General features: G+C 41.3%; 15 protein-coding genes. 3 read left to right on the top strand and 12 right to left on the bottom strand.

What is annotated here, in order from left to right; translation table 11 throughout:
* The first annotated feature begins 24 nt into the window (after positions 1-24).
* Positions 25-792, top strand: a complete 768-nt coding sequence (locus tag ACXJY6_RS00495; RefSeq protein ID WP_458766768.1) for a DUF4344 domain-containing metallopeptidase — start codon at positions 25-27, stop codon at positions 790-792.
* A 68-nt stretch (positions 793-860) separates the two neighbouring features.
* On the opposite strand, the gene ACXJY6_RS00490 is transcribed toward ACXJY6_RS00495, so the two are convergent.
* Positions 861-1,508 (bottom strand): glutathione S-transferase family protein, encoded by a 648-nt coding sequence (locus tag ACXJY6_RS00490; RefSeq protein WP_458766766.1) that lies wholly within the window; start codon positions 1,506-1,508, stop codon positions 861-863.
* A gap of 116 nt (positions 1,509-1,624) precedes the next feature.
* On the opposite strand from ACXJY6_RS00490, the gene ACXJY6_RS00485 reads away from it, so the two are divergent.
* A complete protein-coding gene (locus ACXJY6_RS00485) occupies positions 1,625-2,461 on the top strand; it encodes a LysR family transcriptional regulator (RefSeq protein WP_456051155.1) in 837 nt (278 codons plus the stop codon).
* A gap of 10 nt (positions 2,462-2,471) precedes the next feature.
* Here ACXJY6_RS00485 and ACXJY6_RS00480 read toward each other — a convergent pair whose 3' ends face one another.
* From ACXJY6_RS00480 to ACXJY6_RS00435, 10 genes are all read right to left on the bottom strand, one after another.
* Positions 2,472-3,110, bottom strand: a complete 639-nt coding sequence (locus tag ACXJY6_RS00480) for a response regulator (RefSeq protein WP_456051154.1) — start codon at positions 3,108-3,110, stop codon at positions 2,472-2,474.
* A complete protein-coding gene (locus tag ACXJY6_RS00475; RefSeq protein WP_456051153.1) occupies positions 3,095-4,471 on the bottom strand; it encodes a cache domain-containing protein in 1,377 nt (458 codons plus the stop codon). The genes ACXJY6_RS00480 and ACXJY6_RS00475 overlap by 16 nt, the downstream gene beginning before the upstream one ends.
* Before the next feature lie 105 nt (positions 4,472-4,576).
* A complete protein-coding gene (locus ACXJY6_RS00470) occupies positions 4,577-5,860 on the bottom strand; it encodes a TRAP transporter large permease (protein ID WP_456051152.1) in 1,284 nt (427 codons plus the stop codon).
* Positions 5,857-6,399 (bottom strand): TRAP transporter small permease subunit, encoded by a 543-nt coding sequence (locus ACXJY6_RS00465; protein ID WP_456051151.1) that lies wholly within the window; start codon positions 6,397-6,399, stop codon positions 5,857-5,859. The genes ACXJY6_RS00470 and ACXJY6_RS00465 overlap by 4 nt, the downstream gene beginning before the upstream one ends.
* A 91-nt stretch (positions 6,400-6,490) precedes the next feature.
* Positions 6,491-7,591, bottom strand: a complete 1,101-nt coding sequence (locus ACXJY6_RS00460) for a TRAP transporter substrate-binding protein (RefSeq protein WP_456051150.1) — start codon at positions 7,589-7,591, stop codon at positions 6,491-6,493.
* A gap of 377 nt (positions 7,592-7,968) precedes the next feature.
* Positions 7,969-8,445: a methylated-DNA--[protein]-cysteine S-methyltransferase gene (locus ACXJY6_RS00455; RefSeq protein WP_458766763.1), complete on the bottom strand. Its 477-nt coding sequence runs from the start codon at positions 8,443-8,445 to the stop codon at positions 7,969-7,971.
* Positions 8,446-8,447: 2 nt separating this feature from the next.
* Entirely contained in the window at positions 8,448-9,233 is a 786-nt protein-coding gene (locus ACXJY6_RS00450) for a DNA-3-methyladenine glycosylase family protein (RefSeq protein WP_458766761.1), read from the bottom strand.
* A gap of 70 nt (positions 9,234-9,303) precedes the next feature.
* Positions 9,304-10,473: a phosphoglycerate dehydrogenase gene (locus ACXJY6_RS00445; protein ID WP_456051147.1), complete on the bottom strand. Its 1,170-nt coding sequence runs from the start codon at positions 10,471-10,473 to the stop codon at positions 9,304-9,306.
* Between the two features lie 129 nt (positions 10,474-10,602).
* The gene (locus tag ACXJY6_RS00440; RefSeq protein WP_458766760.1) at positions 10,603-11,718 is read right to left on the bottom strand and encodes a phosphoserine transaminase; all 1,116 of its coding nucleotides are present in this window, start codon (positions 11,716-11,718) and stop codon (positions 10,603-10,605) included.
* Between the two features lie 231 nt (positions 11,719-11,949).
* On the bottom strand, positions 11,950-15,333 hold the full coding sequence (locus ACXJY6_RS00435) for an EAL domain-containing protein (RefSeq protein WP_458766758.1): 3,384 nt from the start codon (positions 15,331-15,333) through the stop codon (positions 11,950-11,952).
* A gap of 352 nt (positions 15,334-15,685) precedes the next feature.
* Between ACXJY6_RS00435 and ACXJY6_RS00430 the strand changes: the two genes are divergently transcribed.
* Positions 15,686-17,014, top strand: coding sequence for a TAXI family TRAP transporter solute-binding subunit (locus ACXJY6_RS00430; RefSeq protein WP_458766756.1), 1,329 nt, complete (start codon positions 15,686-15,688; stop codon positions 17,012-17,014).
* Positions 17,015-17,084: 70 nt separating this feature from the next.
* Here ACXJY6_RS00430 and ACXJY6_RS00425 read toward each other — a convergent pair whose 3' ends face one another.
* A complete protein-coding gene (locus ACXJY6_RS00425) occupies positions 17,085-18,947 on the bottom strand; it encodes a hypothetical protein (protein WP_458766754.1) in 1,863 nt (620 codons plus the stop codon).
* Positions 18,948-18,964: the final 17 nt, after the last annotated feature.

Raw genomic sequence — 18,964 nt, 5'->3', positions numbered from 1 at the left:
ACGAACGAGAACTAAGAGGTTAGGATGACCCCAAAGAAGATATTGCTTGCTGTGATCAGTTACCTCTGTCTAACGACAATTGTATTTGCTAAAGATATGGCAACGACTGCCTACGAAAAGCCGAGCGATAGAGGTGAAACCAGAATAGAAAACAAGCTTAGAATCACAGGCGCCGCAGAGGAAGTTACCACCTTTATTAACCAAGAGATTCAACTTTCTCGTCCTCTGAATTTTATCTTTGGTGGTAACGAAGGTCCTTTATATGACTCCGAATTAAATACCGTTTTCATTCCCTATCATTTTGTTCAAGAGGTTGAACGTCGTTTTAGCGATGACGAATATTCAAAAAATGGCATTAGTGTGCTTGATGCGACGATGAATGCCGTTATTCACACCATGTTTCATGAGTTTGGTCATGCATTAATTTACAACTATCAGCTTCCCATTTTTGGGCGTGAGGAAGACGCTGCTGACTCTCTCGCATCAGTACTGTTGATTGAGTACTTTGAACATGGAGCCGAGATGACCATTAATGCTGCGGACCTATTCGACCTTGAAAGCCGAGATATCGACGTTTACGAAGAAGATTTTCGAAGTGAACATAGCCTAGATATTCAACGCTTCTACGCAACACTATGCCAAGTGTATGGTAGCGACCCAGTCAAATATTCTTATTTAAAACTCGAAAATGGATTCTCAGATCGCCGTGCTCAAATATGTGTTGAGGAATATGAAAGCCTACATAGAAGTTGGCTTAAGGTGTTAAAACCGTACCTTTTGAACGAACAATAACCAAGTGATAAAACGCCTACCTAAACCCGATAGGCGCATTTTCTAAAATGAACACGGCGAAAGTAACTTTAAACTGGCTCTCCAGCTTCATCTTCTCCAACAAAGTCGGTTTCCAAACTTGCTTCTGCTAGCCATTGCTGAATCGCTGGACTGTTTAATTGTTTTTGTTGATATTGCTTTGCTTTGTCAGACAAGGCAATACCATAGGTTTCCATTCTTAACGCTACCGGAGCAAACATCGCGTCCGCAATAGACCACTCACCAAATAACCATTCACCTGGATATTGTTCCATTTGCTGCGACCAAATTTCGTCGATTCGAGCAATGTCACCCAATGTACCTTCAGTAAATTCGACACGACGTTTGGCGCGGCAATTCATCGGTAATTGATTGCGGATATTGACAAAACCAGAGTGCATTTCAGCGGCAATCGCTCGTGCTTTTGCGCGCTCTTGTAATGAATTTGGCCACGCCTTATCTTCTAAATAAGCCTCATTCACATACTCTAAAATCGCCAACGAGTCCCACACCGCTAGGTCGTTATCGACTAACGCTGGCACTTTTGCATTGGGAGCCACACTTTTAAGCGTGGTATAGAAATCTTCGGTAAATAACTTCAATTTCACCACTTCAACATCCAAGTCGTATTGTGCAAATAGCACCCATGCGCGTAGCGACCAAGTTGAGTAGTTTTGATTCCCTATGTACAGTTTCATTTCCATCTCCAGCGTTTTATTGGGTAGAGTTTTAGCTTATGGGATTGTGTTCTGCGTGACTAACGGATAGTTTAAATACAATACATTAATAAATCCGATGGGTAGTAAAAGCGATTATGGATATTGAAGCGTTAAGGAGCTTTTTAGCGTTCGTTGAAACTGGAAGTTTTACTCGGGCAGCCAAACAGATTAATCGAACTCAATCCGCTTTTAGTGCTCAAATGCGCAAGCTGGAAGAAGAGTTGAACGTATCATTATTCGAAAAAGAAGGCCGAAATCTCGTACTCAGTGAAGCGGGCTTATCGCTGCGAACCCATGCCGAGCAATTGGTGAGTTTGCACAATAAAGCGATAAAACAGGTCCAACGTTATGAAGACAAGCGCCCATTTCGCTTAGGTTGTCCTGATGATTACCACGATAAAATTCTGCCTAATGTCGTCAAAGCGTTGCAAATAACAGAACCAACTTGTTCGATTCACATCTTTAGTCAACCAAGTGTGACTTTACGAGCTTGGCTAGATGAAGGAAAGATCGACGCGGCGATTGTAACCCGTTCACCAAACAGTGAAGAAGGGTACTGGTTAGCGAAGGATCACGGCGTGTGGGTTGCGCACAGAGACATTGAATTCAATGATGCTCAACCGCTTCCCCTCGCCTTATTTCAAACCGATTGTAAGTATCATGCTGCTGCAATCGATGGGTTAACCAAAAACAGTATGCCTTATCACTTAGTTGCCTGTTGCAGCAGTTCGTCTGGATTAAACTCGATGGTCAAATCAGGCATTGCTGTGGGAGCTATGGGTCAACTGAGTATGGCGAAAAACCTACGAATCCTCGACAATATGCCACCGCTCCCTGTCGTCGATATTGTCCTTATAACGGGTGCCCAATCTCATCCGTTACTCGACAAAGAGTCGTTAGATCATTTAACCCGTTTTGTGAGTAATAACTAAGTGTGAGCGCTTAATCAACCAAACCTTTTTCTACCGCGTATTTCGCCATCTCTGCGGTAGAATGGACATCAAGTTTATGTTTAATATTTTGGCGATGTGTTTCTACGGTGCGGTAGCTGATATCCAACATTGAGGCGATTTTTTTGCTGCTACAGCCTTGTGCAACTAATTTGAGCACCGCTTCTTCGCGACGACTTAAAGGGTTCGGTTTTTGCGCGGCTGGAATAACTTCGGAAGTAAACAAGGTTTGCGTAGTGGTTTCGCAAAAGTATGTCGATCCAGAGTGAACCGTTTTTATTGCTTGAACCATTTTCTCTGCTGAAATTTCTTTCAACATATACCCAACCGCTCCCGCCTGCATGACATTCATAATGTATTCGCGATTGTCATGCATGGTTAACATTAACACTTTGACGTCGGGAAACTCTTCTTTAATGAGCTTGGTAGCATCAATGCCGTTCATTTTAGGCATGCTGACATCCATCAGTACCACGTCAGGCAAATGCTGTGTCACCACGTCGATAGCTTCTAGCCCATTGCAGGCAGTCGCAACGACATCGATTTGAGGCTCAAGTTTTAGGCGAGCGATAAACCCTTCTAACACCACCTGATGATCATCTACAATGACAATTCTTATCGACCTTTCCATACCATTAATCCATCTAAATTGAGCAACACCGTTATTTCTGTGCCAAATTTTGGCTCACTGGATAGCTCAAACTCGCCACCCATAAACTCGACACGTTCACGCATATTTCGTAATCCGATACCCTTTTTTACCGATGCATCAGTCGCTTGAAAACCAATACCATCATCTCGAATAATTAACTGCAACATTGTTCCCATTTGTTGCAATATCACGGTAATCTTCGACGCTTTTGCATGTTTTTCTATATTGGTAAGTGATTCTTGCGTTACACGATATAAGGTTGTGGCCACTTCTGATTTAAGTTTCCCTTCTTCGGTATCAAACAGGGTTTCAACTTCTATTTCGGTATGAGAGTTAAAATCCTTCAATAACGTTGTCAACGCTGCTTCAAGCCCTAAATCATCTAACGCACTCGGTCTGAGGTTATGAGAAATTCGCCGAACTTCATTAATTGCGGTAGAAAGTGAACTTTGAGACTTATCAAAATGATGGCATAAAGAACCATCCAACGACAAATGCTTCATCTGATTTTTAAGTAACTCGAGGTGGCACTTGCTCGATACCAGTAACTGATTTATACCATCGTGAAGTTCTCGCGCTAAGTGCTTTTTCTCATCTTCCTGAAATGACATGGTTTTATTGACTAACTCAATCAAGTTTCGGTCAGCCAAACGATGTTCGTGAAGATTAATCGCGAGTGTCAGAACAATGATTATCGCGACAGTTACGGCCAAAATGGACACCACAGAAAAGAAGGTCGTTTCAATATTGGTATTTACCGTATCATGCATATGCAGCACATCATTACTGATATCTTCAATATACAAACCCGTTCCAATCATCCACTGCCATTTATCAAGCAATGTAGCGTAGCTGAGCTTCTGCACAATTTCATTGGTGGACGGTTTTTGCCATAAGTAACGATGAAATCCTCCACCAGCTTGGGCTTGATAAATGAGCTCTTCAATAAGAAAGTCACCATTACTATCTTGCAAACCAATCAGGTTTTTCCCGACAAGATCCGGCATGATCGGATGAACGAGATTCACCCCTTCGATATCGTACGCAAAGAAGTAGCCGTCATTGCCGTAGCGCATTTTATTTAATATTTCTTTGACTGCCTCTTTAGCTTGCTCGTCATCTTTTGAAGCATTTTGATAGATCGGCATTATTGCGCCAATCGCGATATCTACGCTGTCTTTAAGTGACGATTCTCGAGACTGAATAAGGTTGTCGCGAAATATTTGGATCTCTTTATTGCCAAGAGATTTGGCCTGATATATAGAGATCCAACTGATACTGGCACTGACCAAAATCAATGGGATGAGAGTCAATAGAATTAACTTTAATTTCAAAGGCATTTCTCTTCCCCCAAAAATAGGAAAACCGCTCGTAGACTACGAGCGGCTCACCATAACAAACAATGTTACTAATTTGTTAGATTCAAGGTTTAATCTAGAATTCGATCACATTCCATATAAACCGGGGAATACTAACAAACTCACTAATACCACCACTTGAATCAAGATAAACGGAATAACACCACGATAGATGTCCATTGTCGTCACCCCTTTTGGTGCTACACCTTTTAAATAGAACAAGCTAAACCCAAATGGTGGCGTAAGGAAGGAGGTCTGCAAATTCATCGCTATCAGGATTGCAAACCACACCATATTGATTCCCATCAACTCAGCGACTGGCGCAATAATCGGCACAATGATGAAACAGATTTCAACGAAGTCGATAAAGAACCCGAGAATCAAAATCACCAACATGACGATAATTAAGAAACCCCATTTTTCTCCTGGAATTTCAAGCATCCACTCTTCGACTAAAAGATCACCGCCGGTATAGGTAAACGCCATTGAAAATGCCGTCGCTCCTAACAAAATAGCAAATACCATCGCGGTAACTTTTACGGTTTCTTTCGATGCGTCGTACAGCATATGAAAACTAAATTGCTTGTATAGCAACGCAAGTATAATCGCACCAGCACCACCTAATGCCGCAGACTCAGTCGGTGTTGCAACACCCGCAAAAATAGACCCTAATACCACAATGATAAGTGCAAGTGGTGGAACCACCGCTTTTAACGCAGTTAAGACTTCTTGACGTCGCGATATCGAATCATCACGCTCAATAGGTTGGGCTGACTCAGGATTCATTTTTGCGTAAATCAATATATAAACAATGTACGCACCGACTAAGACAATACCCGGTCCAATTGCAGCCTGAAATAGATCACCGACCGGGACACCGAGTACATCTCCTAACAGTATTAAGATAATCGAAGGGGGAATGATTTGACCCAATGTACCTGAAGCGCAAATCGTGCCGCATGCAAGACCTTTGTCATAGTTATATTTGAGCATGACTGGCAGTGAGATCAATCCCATCGCAACAACAGAAGCACCAACCACGCCTGTTGACGCCGCCAATAAAGCACCTACTAAGACAGTTGAAATCGCGATCCCGCCTCGTACTCCACCGAATAAACGCCCCATGGATTCCAACAGTTGCTCAGCGAGTCTAGTTTTCTGCAAAACCAATCCCATAAAGACAAACAGAGGTACAGCCATCAGCACGGTATTTTCCATAATCGACTGAATTCGATAAGGCATAAAGGCGAACATCTCAAAACCTTCCGCCCAAACACCGAATAATAGTGCAATGCCACCAAAGGTGAAGGCGACAGGAAACCCTAACAGTAGCGCAAATAGAGCGACAAAGAACATTACGATTCCGATCATGATTGACTCCCCTTCTCTTCGTCAAAATGCCTTTTAGGGCTGATAATATTGTTGATTGAATGCAGCATCATCCCAATTCCACTCAATGCCATAAATCCAAACGATACTGGGATCATCGCTTTAATAATCCAGCGGTATGGCAAGCCGCCTGGATCTCCCGATGTTTCACCAAGTAAATAGCTTTCTTTTGCAAAGTCGATACCGTACCAAGTAACAAGAAGGCAAAAAGGAAGTAAGAAAATTAGAGTGCCGAGTAAGTCGATGATAGACCGTGCGCGTAGCGATAATCGCTCATAAAAAACATCAACTCGGACATGTCCTGCTGCTCGAATCGCATAAGGTACACCAAGTAAGAAAACACTAGAAAATAGATGCCATTCAAGTTCTTGAAATGCTATCGACACATCATTGAAGGCATAACGCATCACTACATCGTAAACAACATTAAGAACTAACAAGATAAATAGGATACTTGCCAACCACCCTAATTTATCGCTAACTCGATTGAGTATTTGTTCCAACTTAATCAGGCTTCTCATTCCAAACTCCAACATGTAGCCAATTTAAAATTGCGCTGCCAGTTATTGACAGCGCTGATTATTATTATCGTGTTTTATTGCAATCTAGAGTTTACTGACTCTCAGCTTGGCTATTGAGGTAAGCACGGTGAGAGATGTCAGTCCATGAACGAACTTGTTCTAAGTAGTTCGCTTGAGACTCTTGTATTTCTTGCGTTAGTGGATCTTTCTCTGCGTGTTGTGCTAACAATTTATCGTTAGCCGCGCGGATTGCAGTCATTACTTCTGCTGGGAAATCTTTCACTTCAACATCTGGATATTCCGTTTTAATTGATACCCAGTTTTTGCCACTTTCGTGTGTCGCTTGAGTATACATATCGTAAGCGGCTGTGCGCATTGAAATTCTCAAAATCTCTTGTAGATCTTCTGGTAACTTCTCATACACTTTTTTGTTCACAAGAAACTGAAGTTCAGTGCCTGGCTCATGCCAACCTGTATAGTAGAACTTCGCTATTTTGTGGAAACCCATACGTAAATCAAGAGAAGGACCTACCCATTCTAACGCATCAATAGTACGGCGTTCAAGTGACGTATAAAGCTCACCAGGGGCGATATTGGTCGGCTTAGCACCAAGCTCTGCTAGAATTTCACCGGCAAAACCTGGAATACGCATTTTCAGACCTTCAAGATCTTTAACCGAGTTGATCTCTTTTTGGAACCATCCGCCCATCTGAGTATCGGTATTACCACCAGGGAAAGAAAGCAAGTTATGTGGAGAATAGACCTTATCCATCAATTCCATACCACCACCGTGGTAGAACCAAGCATATTGCTCAGAAGGCGTCATACCGAAAGGCATAGAGGTAAAGTAAAGGGTGTTCGGAACTTTGCCTTTCCAATAATATGAAGCCGAGTGCCCCATATCATATTGACCAGATTTAACCATATCAAAAACACCGAGCGGTGCTTTATGCTTATTGGATGAATCGATGCGAATTTTCAAGCGACCATTCGACATTTTTTCTGCCATTGCCGCCATGTTCTTAGTTGCGTCGCCAAAGATAGGGAAATTAGGTCCCCACGTTTCAGCAAGCTTTAGACGATACACTTTGTCATCTGCAGAGGCACCGGTTGCTATGATCGCGGTGCAGGTTGCAACGATGATCATTGTCCCTTTGAAGACTCGTTTCACTGATTTTTTAACTAGACTCATTTTTTGCGTCCTTTTTTATTGTCATCATGCTTACCCCCGGTAAGCACACGTGACAACAATGGACAAATTAGTCGTTATAAAATATCGGCGAGAACACGCATTGAAGTAACAAAAAAAAACCAGGTCACACCTAAGTATTACGTATTAATACGTAGGAAATTAGACTTTTAAAATTTAATAATATGATTTTATTTGATTTTAATTTTAGAACCAAAATTATGGATTGTAATTATACGTACGAATTAATAATTGCCACCAATAACATAGTTGTTACTAATTTGTGATCCAAATCTGATTAGATTCAAACGAACACAATCATTTAAGGGCTAGTGATTCATTATATAGAAAATGATCTTTGCTAAATTAAGAGTTAAATTCTAATCAATCCCTTCGAGTTTCAATAATGCTTCCTTGCGCTCAATACCACCAGCATACCCAGTAAGCTTGCCATTAGCCCCCACTACGCGATGACATGGAATAACAACCGACACTGGGTTTTTCCCGTTTGCCGCGCCAACTGCTCGTACAGCCTTAGGTTTTCCAATGGCTTGCGCTATTTGCTTATAACTGCAGGTTTCGCCAAAAGGTATTTGAGCCAATGCTTGCCAGACTTCTTGTTGGAACGGCGTACCTTTTGTATCAATTGGAAGATCAAACGCGCGCCTGTCTTGATTAAAGTATTCACTCAGTTGTCTAATAGCTTGAGTCAGAATTGGATGCTCATCCGCACGCTTTCCAAGCGCATCAGGCATTGTGGTATGAGTATCGAACCAAATCCCCGACACTCCTTTATCTGTGGTTTGAATAACGACTTCACCGAGCTGGCTCGGCATCGTGGTAAAATAGGTCATCATGATTATTGATTCCATAGGTGAAACGTTGCGTAACTTCCCCAAGGGGCTGCGGTCTCTCGATTCAGGTTTGGATAGTGACTCATTCTTTTTTTGACAATTAAGTCGGTATCCAAAAAGCAATTCGGTAAAGACAAACCTCTTAACAATACGTAATTCACTGTCCAAGGACCAATACCTTTGATCGCTAACCATTCATTCGGGTCGCTGTTTGGGTAATCAATCATAAACTGCGCAAAGCGTTTTAAGGTATCTTTTCGGCTCTGAGGCATTTTTAAAAAGCTTAAATCGGTGGTGATGAGATCAGAAGGAGTTGGAAAAGAGATACCGGATTCACTATCGGAGATGTGGTGCACCAGCCTATTAAGCTGACCTATAGCGGCTTTGACGGAGACTTGCTGGCCGATAATGGCTCTGACTCCGGCCTCCCATGGACTCCATACTCCCGGTATCCGAATGCCTTGATGTTTGATTAGGCCTGGCGCATGAGATTCCAAATGTGCTTCAATTATCCGAGTATTAGCGTCTAAATCCAACATTCGACGTACCATTGAAACGAGAGGCGTCAGTATCAAGGCATCATCGAGTTCAACGTCGAGATCGATACATTGAGTGCTTGCATCCAGTTGTAGTTTGAACCACGCGCTTTTCCCCTCAATGATCACATAACGTGAATAGCTCGTCTCGTCGACCATCTCCAAGTCGTCGATCATTCTCAATTGATAAAACTCTAAGATATGTTGCCAGTTAAGATCGCCATTAAACTCAAGGTGAATTTTATGCGTTTCCATCTTTCTCTGTCTTTTGTTGTTCATTAGGAGAAGACAAGCTTACCTCATCTCTCCTAAGTTTGTACGAACTCTACACACTGCGAACATGAAAGACGTGTTCTACGGCAGACACTTTGTTTATTAATTCAAGAGTTGGTTCTTGCTCAATATCCATGATGGTATAGGCAATATCGTCTCGACTTTTGTTCACCATATCCAACACGTTAATATTGAGTTCAGCAAGTAAAGTCAGCACGGTGCCAAGCACTTTTGGCACGTTGTCGTTAGCAAACGTTAGACGAAAGCCGGTAGTACGTTCCATTGCAATGGATGGGAAATTAACCGAGTTAACAATATTGCCGTTCTCAAGAAAGTCGACTAATTGTTTCGCTCCCATAATCGAGCAATTTTCTTCCGCTTCAACAGTACTGGCCCCAAGGTGAGGGAACAAAATAACCTTATCATGTTTAATCAAGGCTTCACTCGGGAAATCAGCGATATAAGCGTCTATTTTACCGGTATCTAACGCTGCAATAATATCGGCCTCAACCACCAATTCACCCCGGGCTAGGTTAATGATTTTTGCGCCATCTTTAATGGCTGATAATGACTCCTCATTAATAAACCCAGTAGTTGCCTCAATAGCAGGTACATGGAGAGTAATATAATCAGATCGCGCTAGGAGCGAGTTTAAGTTTTCGGCACGACTGACTTTCGAAGACAATTGCCATGCTGCTTCAACGCTTAATTTAGGATCGTAACCAATCACGTTCATGCCTAAACCCAAGGCTAAATTGGCAATTTTAGCGCCTATCGCACCTAAACCAACCACACCCAAAGTTTTCCCATCGAGTTCCGAGCCACCATATTGCTTTTTGCCCAATTCAACTTTCTTATGAAGTTCAGCGGCATCGGTAATATCAGCTAAGGAATCGACATAATTCATACTTTGTGTGATGCCGCGAGAGCCCAACAATAAGCTGGCCAATACCAACTCTTTCACAGCGTTAGCATTTGCCCCAGGTGTATTGAAAACGACAATACCTTTGGGAGTATAATCCGCCACAGGAATATTGTTTACTCCAGCGCCAGCACGAGCCACAGCCAATACCGATTCCGGTAATGTTTCGTTATGAAGTTTATGGCTACGTAATAAAATAGCATCTGGGTTATCTTGGCTAGATGAAATATCGTATCGCTCAGCAGGGAAAACACTCAACCCTTTCGCTGCGATGTTGTTGTAGGTTCTTATTTTTTTCATATTATTTTTATGTGTTCCACGTTGTTACAAATGAAGTATCGCTCAATCGAATTATTATTTGTATGAGAATGAAAAAGCGATATTGGTTAACAGAAAGCGTTTCTGTTAACCCTATTTATCTTATTTTTATTATTGGGTGACTTGGTTGTATGCCCAAGTTAGCCAAGGCAGTAACGCTACAAGATCAGATTCTTCAACCGTCGCACCACACCAAATACGCAAACCAGATGGTGCGTCTTTGTATGCGCCAATATCAAAAGCAACCTTCTCTTCACCGAGAAGTTTAATCATGGCTTTAATCTGCTCGTCAGTGGCTTTCAATTGAAAGCAAACGCTTGTATTTGAACAAATATCAGCCGATTGAGCTAAAAAGTCGATCCAATCATTTTCGCTGACAAATTTCGCTAACACCGATAAATTGGCTTCACTTTTTGCAATTGCAGCGGGTAAACCACCAATTTCTTCAATCCAATTTAATGCGTCTAAGTAATCCTCAACACACAATAGAGAAGGCGTATTAATGGTTGCACCTTTGAAAATGCCATCAATCAATTTTCCTTTATTGGTCAAACGGAAAATCTTAGGAAGAGGCCAACTCGGTGTATAAGACTCAAGGCGCTCAACGGCTCTTGGGCTAAGAATCAACATGCCATGAGCCCCTTCTCCCCCAAGAACTTTCTGCCAACTAAACGTTGCTACATCAATCTTCGACCAATCAATGTCCATAGCAAAGACGGCACTGGTCGCATCGCAAATGGTTAAACCTGTACGATCATCGCTGATCCAATCTGCATTTTTCACTTTGACGCCAGATGTGGTGCCATTCCAGGTAAAAATAACGTCGTGATCTGGGTTGGCTTGAGTAAAGTCTGGTACTTCGCCATAACCTGCCGTAAATGAACGCGTATCTTCTAATTTTAACTGCTTAACAACATCGGTTACCCAACCCGCACCGAAAGATTCCCAAGAAAAGAGATCGACTGGACGCTGACCTAATAATGACCACATAGCCATTTCCATTGCTCCAGTATCAGAACCAGGAACAATACCGACCTTATACCCTTCAGGTAACCCCAATAATCGGGCAGTATCATCAATTGATTTTTGTAAACGTGCTTTACCTAATGCACTACGATGCGAACGACCTAATGAATCAGTGCTAAGTTCAGTAAGGCTATAACCAGGTCGTTTGGTACATGGACCTGAAGAAAAATTAGGATTGGTGGGTTTTACACTGGGTTTCATTAAAAATCCTTGATTATGGTTGTCGGGTTATTTCTCAATCACGTTATACGTAAGAACGTACTAAGTGATAGTAATAATTAGTAAAGTTAAAGAGAATAAAAAGAAAATTATAGTTAATTGATACTGCCGTAAATCGCTATGATCATCAATATCAAAAGCCTGCGCCAATTATCAATATTGACTTGTTTTATCTAGAGTAACTGAGACAGGATTAAATTTAAGGTGTTGTTATCACATTGGATCCAACAATGCTTCTGCTTGTGCTACGGAAAGGGGTCTATAAAAGTAATATCCTTGAATTGCATGACATCCAAGGTTGCGAATGAACTGGTACTGCTCTTGCGTTTCAACACCTTCAGCAACAACGTTCAATTCTAAGTTTTTGGCAATAAGTACAATCGCTTCAATGATCGCTTTATTCTTAGAGTTTTCGACGGCATCAATAATAAAAGAGCGATCTATTTTTATCACATCAATAGGATACAGGTTTATACAGCTTAACGATGAATAACCCGTTCCAAAATCGTCCAGTGCGATACTGACACCATACTGCTGGAATCCTTGTAGAGAACGTAGCGCCATTTTTTCATTCTGAATAAGCGCATTTTCGGTAATTTCAAGTAGAATAAAGCCCGGATCAACATCGTATTTTTTCAGAATATTAATATAAGTAGTGAGCAGTGTAGCACTGCATAACTGCATCGCCGATAAGTTGACCGATATCCTTTTAGGCTTAATGCCGCGCTTGCACCAATCACGATAATGAGCACATACAGCCTCAAACACCCACTCATCGATCTGGCCAATCAACCCCAACTCTTCAGCAAGTGAAATAAATTGATAAGGTCCAATTACCCCATATTCAGGACTTTTGATTCTCACTAACGCCTCAAACCCTACAACTAAACCCGTACTCGCCGATACTTGAGGCTGAAGCTCTAAATAGAATCCATCGCTTACAATGGCTTCACGTAAAATAGCTTCATACATGTTCCTTTCGGCATTTTTCTTTTCTATAAACTTGTCATAGAAAACGTATCCATTTCGTCCTTGTGACTTAGCCAAGTACATGGCACTGTCGCCTCTTTGCAGCAGAGTCTGCGTATCGTCACCGTCATATGGATATAAACTTACGCCAATACTCAATGTGCAGTATATGGGTTTTCCATGTACGACGATTGGAGCTTGAGTGTTATTAAATATCTTATTAATAATATCAACAATTTCTTTTTTATTAGTAATATTAGGCAGAATGATGGTGAACTCATCACCACCAAAACGGGCAATGATATCCTGAGAGCGCAGCGCTTCCTTTAATCTCTTTGCTATTTCAACAAGTAGCAAATCGCCAGCGGCATGCCCTAATGAATCATTAATATTTTTAAAGTGGTCCAAATCAATAAACATCAAAGCAAATATTTCATCTCTTGCCTTGCTAAATACAATCGACTCTTTCAACTTCTGTTGAAATAATGTTCGATTAGGCAAAGCTGTCAATATATCTGAATACGCCAATGCTTTTATTTTGTTTTCTTGAAGCTTTTGCTCCGTAATATCCTCAAAAATACCTCGGTACCCACTAAAACGATGACGAATTTCTATTGGGGTTGCCGAAATTAATAAATGGATGACGCTACCATTCCTGTGACGGCACCAGCACTCTTGGTCGGTTAATATTTCTTGGTTACGAATTTTATGAAGAAACTCACTGTCACCCTCAATATCGAAATCGCTAAATACTCGACCAATCATCTGCTCTGGCCTATAACCAACAATATCCGTTACGGATTCAGAGCAGTATGTAAATCTATTCTCGACATTGGTTTCCCATAGCCAGTTGGATGTACTGTGGGCAATATCACTAAATCGCTTTTCAGCGTCAGTCAAATCTTGAATTAATAGCTCATTCTTCAAGGCAGAGCTAATAATCGCTCTCAGGTTTTCAAATGCAGTGCCTTTTTTATTACTAAGATTCGTAACCATAAAACCAATAGGTTTATCTCTAAAAGAGAGGGGGAAAACCATTAAACTATAGCGTTCTTGAATAGTAACATGGCTCTCTGGAATCAAATTTTTCGCAATAAAGTCGTTATCCTTTTCAGACAAACTGTTTTTTATGCCTCCACTCACTGATACCAAATTTTTAGCGACTAACATATCCTCATTAGTATTTTTAAATACCGAAATATGAAACTCAGTTAGATTTAATATATCAATGGCGTAATTCTTAATTTTTGATAAATCAAAAGATGAATTAAGGTCATTAACGATAAAACGAAAGTAATTTAAATAGTAATCTGTTTCAAATAACTGAAATTTTAAAGATAACTGACCAACATCATCTTTAAGATTAACGAGTTGAGTTTGCAGCTCTAATAATGTTTTACTGCGATTAAATTCTAAATATTTCAGCGTTGCACGCTGGAGAATCGTTGCTAATGCTAACCAAGTTACAACGTCTTCAGATTTAATCGAGTTTTCAAGCTTATGAGTTAATGCCAACACAAAATCATCAATACTATATCCGCACACTGCCTGCTTGAATAAATCTAATAAATGATCAAGTTCTTGACGTTCAACACCTCCTTTATATTTTTCAATGACATCAAAAAGATTGGCACGCATCTCTTCAAAAATAGGATCGTCATTTGAGCCTATTGGTGTTTGCCCTAACTCATATGACGTCGACCGAATTTTATATGCCGAAGATTTTCTACAACCACATGATTGCCGAATCACCAAAGAAGTTGGTATCCGTATTTCTTTACTCGGGAGCGCCCCATCAATCTGAGCAATAAGCTCAAGTGCGGCTGCTTGTCCCAACTCAAAAAGTGGTTCCTGCATACTCGTTAACTTTGGAGAAGCAAACATCCCCTCCAATGTGTTCATCGAACCAATCACGGCGAGATCTTCAGGCACTCGAATACCAAGACATTCACAAGCACTTATGACACCTAAAGCCTGATTATCATTTAGTGTGATGACAGCGTCGATGGGGTGACGCTTTTTACGCCAAAAAGACTGAAACTTACTTTTTGACGCTATGCCGTTTAAATCTGAATATATAATCATCTCTTCATCAAACGGGAGATTATATTCAGCCATCAAACGTTTATAAATCTCGCAACGCTGCTCAGATGAGCCGTGTTGTTCTGGCCCTCGCATCAAGCAAATATTTCGGTAACCATGTTCATGGTAAAGGTGAGCTAAGAGTTTGGTAAAACTATCTTCATAATCAGAGACTACATTTGTGTACCCATCAAGATAACTCCCAATATTAACAACAGGGACAGAAGTAAAACGATCAACAAAGCTTTGACTCTCTCTTTCATCGAGATAACGCATATGTGAGCTAAATGGACTAATGACTCCAGCAATAAAGTCCGTATCAATCAGATCGAAAACCTTAGCTCGCGCAAGTGAAAGCGGGGCTGGTGAGTTAATCACACCACCGCAATATCCTATGATATTGTAGTCATGTTGTTCAGCAACATGAGCAGCCCCTCGCATGATTCCTTCTTGAAAAGTCGAAGCTAGTGTTCCTACTAATACTGCTATAGTCGGTCGGGGGTTCTTAGAATTACCTATAGTGACAACTGGGTTTTTAACTCTCATTAACTCGTAAATCCTAAAGCTCTATTTATACATTCATCATCAACGTTCACAATCAGTCAACGACTCTGATGTTGGAAAATTATTGATGGGTTTTTAAGATTTATGTAGACCTTCTATCACTCTTTTATAGTAAAATACCGTATCAGAAACAAGATCCATATTGATATCGGAACAAGTTAGAATGGTTTTTGTGACCTATTGACGAGATTTCAGTTATCAACACTAAAATACGCAAAATTTAAGTTAGGTTGTATCAGTATGTGGGTAAGACAACAGCATCAACACCATGCAATATCAAAAACAATGCACTATGATTTAATGTTAGATATATCAATTAACTATGGAGAGAATCATGCGCTGTGAGTGGTGTAAGATTGGCTTTGGAGCCCTATTTGTACTGGTTGCTGTTTCTATCTTCACGTACCAGTTTATTGAACCCGCAGCCCCAAAAAACATCTCCATTGCAACGGGAAGAACCGATGGCGCCTATTATCAATATGCACTTCGCTACCAGGAGTTGCTAAAGGACGAAGGGTTTGAGTTAGAGGTTGTACCAACCAGCGGATCGGTTGAGGCTTTACAGCTTCTAAATGAAAAGAAAATAGATGTTGCCTTTGTTCAAGGGGGCGCAGCATCGCAAGTCGACACTTCTAACCTTATGACTCTCGGAAGTGTCTATTTTGAACCTTTATGGATATTCTACCGCAGAACGATTTCCCCAACCTATATCTACGATTTAAAAGGCAGCCACATTGCGATAGGTAGTGAGGGCAGTGGAACACGAGCACTGAGCTTACAGCTGCTTAATGAAAATAAACTCAACGATGAAAACACAACGTTATTACCTCTTTCGGGCGACGATGCTATCAAGGCGCTAAAAGCCGGAGAAATTGACGCTCTTTTCTCGGTTATATCTGCTTCTTCTCCGCATATTACCGAATTACTCAGAGATCCTAATATTGAGCTACTCGAAATGCGCCGTGCCTTAGCATACGAGAAGCGCATGCACTATTTAAAAGATCTCCACCTTGGTGAGGGATCTCTCGATCTGGATGAAAACTTACCGAACCAGTCAATTGATATTCTCGGAACCACCGCGACATTGGTCGTTGACAAGGAGATTCATCCGGATTCAATTCGTCTGCTACTTAAAGCCGCCAAAGAAGTTCATTCACCAGCTTCAACGTTTGCTCAGAAAGACCAATTTCCAACACGAGATTTTACCGAAATTGAAATGAGTGAAGATGCAGAACGTTACATTCTCAAAGGCGAATCATTTTTAGAGCGTCATTTACCATTTTCCCTTGCGGGTACCGTTGACCGACTTCTAATTATGATTATTCCGCTTGCAACCTTAATCTTCCCACTGTTTAAAGGCGCAATGCCGCTCTATCGCTGGAGAGTAAGATCGAAAATTTACAAATGGTATAAGTTCGTTCGTAGTATTGATTTATTAATCGAGAAAATGAATGAGACCGAATTAACAACCTCACTCAAACAGATTGAAGATTTAGATTTGGAAGTGAAAAAGGACAGTGATATTCCACTTTCCTACATGGGTGAATATTACGAACTTCGCGTCCATATAGAGCTTATCGACGCAAGATTACGTGAGAAGATCAAACTTGTACGAAAAGATAGTACTGGAAATAGTGAAAAAGAAGCCTCTCAAGCGAGTTGAGGTTGCATCAGTAATTAGTAAATATACACAGCACTGAAGTTAGATTTGGTGCTGTGTATGATAAACAACATCAGTAGATATACACCGCACCAGAGTTAAGTGCATCTCTAGCACTGTCTAATTCAGAGCCATCGGAAATCACACCAGTTGCACTAGTACCCTCGTGAGGAGCCCCCACCACTAAAATGCTACCATCTTCATTCATGCTCAAGCCAATACCAAAGTTATCTTCTTCTTCAGAGTTAGACGCTTTGATATAGGCACTTTGCTCCCAATTTCCGTCTGTATGACTAAACAGATATACCGCACCTACATCAGTTGCATCATCATTCATCTGCTCCGATATATCACTAACAATACCACTGATGCTATTGTCCTCCTGATTTGCACCCACAGCGAGCGTATTGCCATCAGAACTCAATACTACCGCCTTACCAAATCGATCATCTTCGCCGGTATTTGATGCCTTGATATAGGCGGTTTGAGTCCAACTGTTATTGATATAGTCAAACATATAAACCGCTCCTGACTTTACTGCATCATCGTTGTCGTATGTCATCTGTTCAGTTATATCCGTAACGATACCATTGACGCTACTACCCTCGTGATGTGCTGCTACAGCCAATCTTGTTCCATTCGAATTCAATGACACCGAATATCCAAAAAGATCACTCGCTCCAATATTTGAGGCCTTGATATAGGCATCTTGAGCCCAATTACCATTTTCATCACTGACAAACAGATAAACTGCGCCATAATCTTTAACGTCAGCTTCAACGCCAGAGACAAAGTCAGTGACATCGTTATCGAGAACACTAGTGCTATTGTCTTCTCGGAAACTGCCAACGGCTAACGTCTTACCATCAGAACTTAATGCGACGCTACGGCCAAACTGATCTCCTTGTTCAGAATTAGAGGCTTTAAGATAGGCAGTCTGTGCCCAGCTGCCACTCACATCACTAAATAGATATACCGCTCCTGAGTTTAACGCGGTGCCACTGTCTGTGATGTCTGACCCATTATTTTGAACGCCTGTAGCGCCATTATCTTCTAGGTTCGCTGCCACCGCGAGGATGCTGCCATCGGCATTTAATGCTAAGCTCCAGCCGAATCGATCATTTTTCCACGTATTGGAGGCCTTAATATACGCAGTTTGTATCCAACTACCACTCACATCACTAAATAGATATACCGCTCCTGAGTCTTTAGAGTCGGTGGTGTCATTTCCTGTTACTTCTGATTGAACGCCAGTACTTTCATTATCCTCAAAATAAGCTCCCACTGCTAGTGTGCTACCATCACTGCTTAATGCTAAACTCCAACCAAAGTAATCTTCTTGACCTGCATTAGAAGCCTTCAAGTAAGCTACTTGTGTCCAGCGGTCATTGGCATAACGAAAGATGTATACCGCCCCTGAATCCCGGACAGTATCTTCATCACCATCTTCGAGAAATGCGCCCACAGCTAAAGTATTACCATCAGCACTTAATGCGACACTATAGCCAAAAGCATCGTCCGCTTCTGTATTCGATGCCTTCACGTACCCAATCATCTGAGTAACGGTGTCTGCAGTGAGCATCTCTTCATTCGAGAGTTCAATATCAGTTCCATCAGAAGCTAAGATAAAATATTCCGCAGAAACTGCCGCAACTAAACTGTCTACTGTTATTGTTGCGGTTAACGAATCAGTAACAGTTGCGAGAGAATTACAGTCATTGCTTTCATTCGTATCTTTTTGGCAAACAACATAAGCCACTCCAGTATCATCTGATGCCGACGTCCACGTCAGTGTCATCTGTTTAACATCAGAGGTTCCGGCACTAATATCAGAAAGATTGAAAGATGAAAGCGCTGCCGTGTCGGAATGCCCATTACATCCGCTTAGTACTACGGTAAGTAAAAAAATAGGTAGCAAACAATTCATTACCTGCATATTAGATTGATCCTAAT

The sequence above is a fragment of the Vibrio phycocola genome, assembly GCF_054404255.1.
The sequence above is the reverse complement of the archived record's forward strand: the minus strand, read 5'-3'. Positions and strand labels throughout refer to the sequence as shown.

What these genes read in the sequence shown, in the direction of transcription:
- ACXJY6_RS00495 (WP_458766768.1), top strand. Translation starts at nt 25, where the DNA reads ATGACCCCAAAGAAGATATTGCTTGCTGTGATCAGTTACCTCTGTCTA.
- ACXJY6_RS00490 (WP_458766766.1), bottom strand. Translation starts at nt 1,508, where the DNA reads ATGAAACTGTACATAGGGAATCAAAACTACTCAACTTGGTCGCTACGC.
- ACXJY6_RS00485 (WP_456051155.1), top strand. Translation starts at nt 1,625, where the DNA reads ATGGATATTGAAGCGTTAAGGAGCTTTTTAGCGTTCGTTGAAACTGGA.
- ACXJY6_RS00480 (WP_456051154.1), bottom strand. Translation starts at nt 3,110, where the DNA reads ATGGAAAGGTCGATAAGAATTGTCATTGTAGATGATCATCAGGTGGTG.
- ACXJY6_RS00475 (WP_456051153.1), bottom strand. Translation starts at nt 4,471, where the DNA reads ATGCCTTTGAAATTAAAGTTAATTCTATTGACTCTCATCCCATTGATT.
- ACXJY6_RS00470 (WP_456051152.1), bottom strand. Translation starts at nt 5,860, where the DNA reads ATGATCGGAATCGTAATGTTCTTTGTCGCTCTATTTGCGCTACTGTTA.
- ACXJY6_RS00465 (WP_456051151.1), bottom strand. Translation starts at nt 6,399, where the DNA reads ATGAGAAGCCTGATTAAGTTGGAACAAATACTCAATCGAGTTAGCGAT.
- ACXJY6_RS00460 (WP_456051150.1), bottom strand. Translation starts at nt 7,591, where the DNA reads ATGAGTCTAGTTAAAAAATCAGTGAAACGAGTCTTCAAAGGGACAATG.
- ACXJY6_RS00455 (WP_458766763.1), bottom strand. Translation starts at nt 8,445, where the DNA reads ATGATGACCTATTTTACCACGATGCCGAGCCAGCTCGGTGAAGTCGTT.
- ACXJY6_RS00450 (WP_458766761.1), bottom strand. Translation starts at nt 9,233, where the DNA reads ATGGAAACGCATAAAATTCACCTTGAGTTTAATGGCGATCTTAACTGG.
- ACXJY6_RS00445 (WP_456051147.1), bottom strand. Translation starts at nt 10,473, where the DNA reads ATGAAAAAAATAAGAACCTACAACAACATCGCAGCGAAAGGGTTGAGT.
- ACXJY6_RS00440 (WP_458766760.1), bottom strand. Translation starts at nt 11,718, where the DNA reads ATGAAACCCAGTGTAAAACCCACCAATCCTAATTTTTCTTCAGGTCCA.
- ACXJY6_RS00435 (WP_458766758.1), bottom strand. Translation starts at nt 15,333, where the DNA reads ATGAGAGTTAAAAACCCAGTTGTCACTATAGGTAATTCTAAGAACCCC.
- ACXJY6_RS00430 (WP_458766756.1), top strand. Translation starts at nt 15,686, where the DNA reads ATGCGCTGTGAGTGGTGTAAGATTGGCTTTGGAGCCCTATTTGTACTG.
- ACXJY6_RS00425 (WP_458766754.1), bottom strand. Translation starts at nt 18,947, where the DNA reads ATGCAGGTAATGAATTGTTTGCTACCTATTTTTTTACTTACCGTAGTA.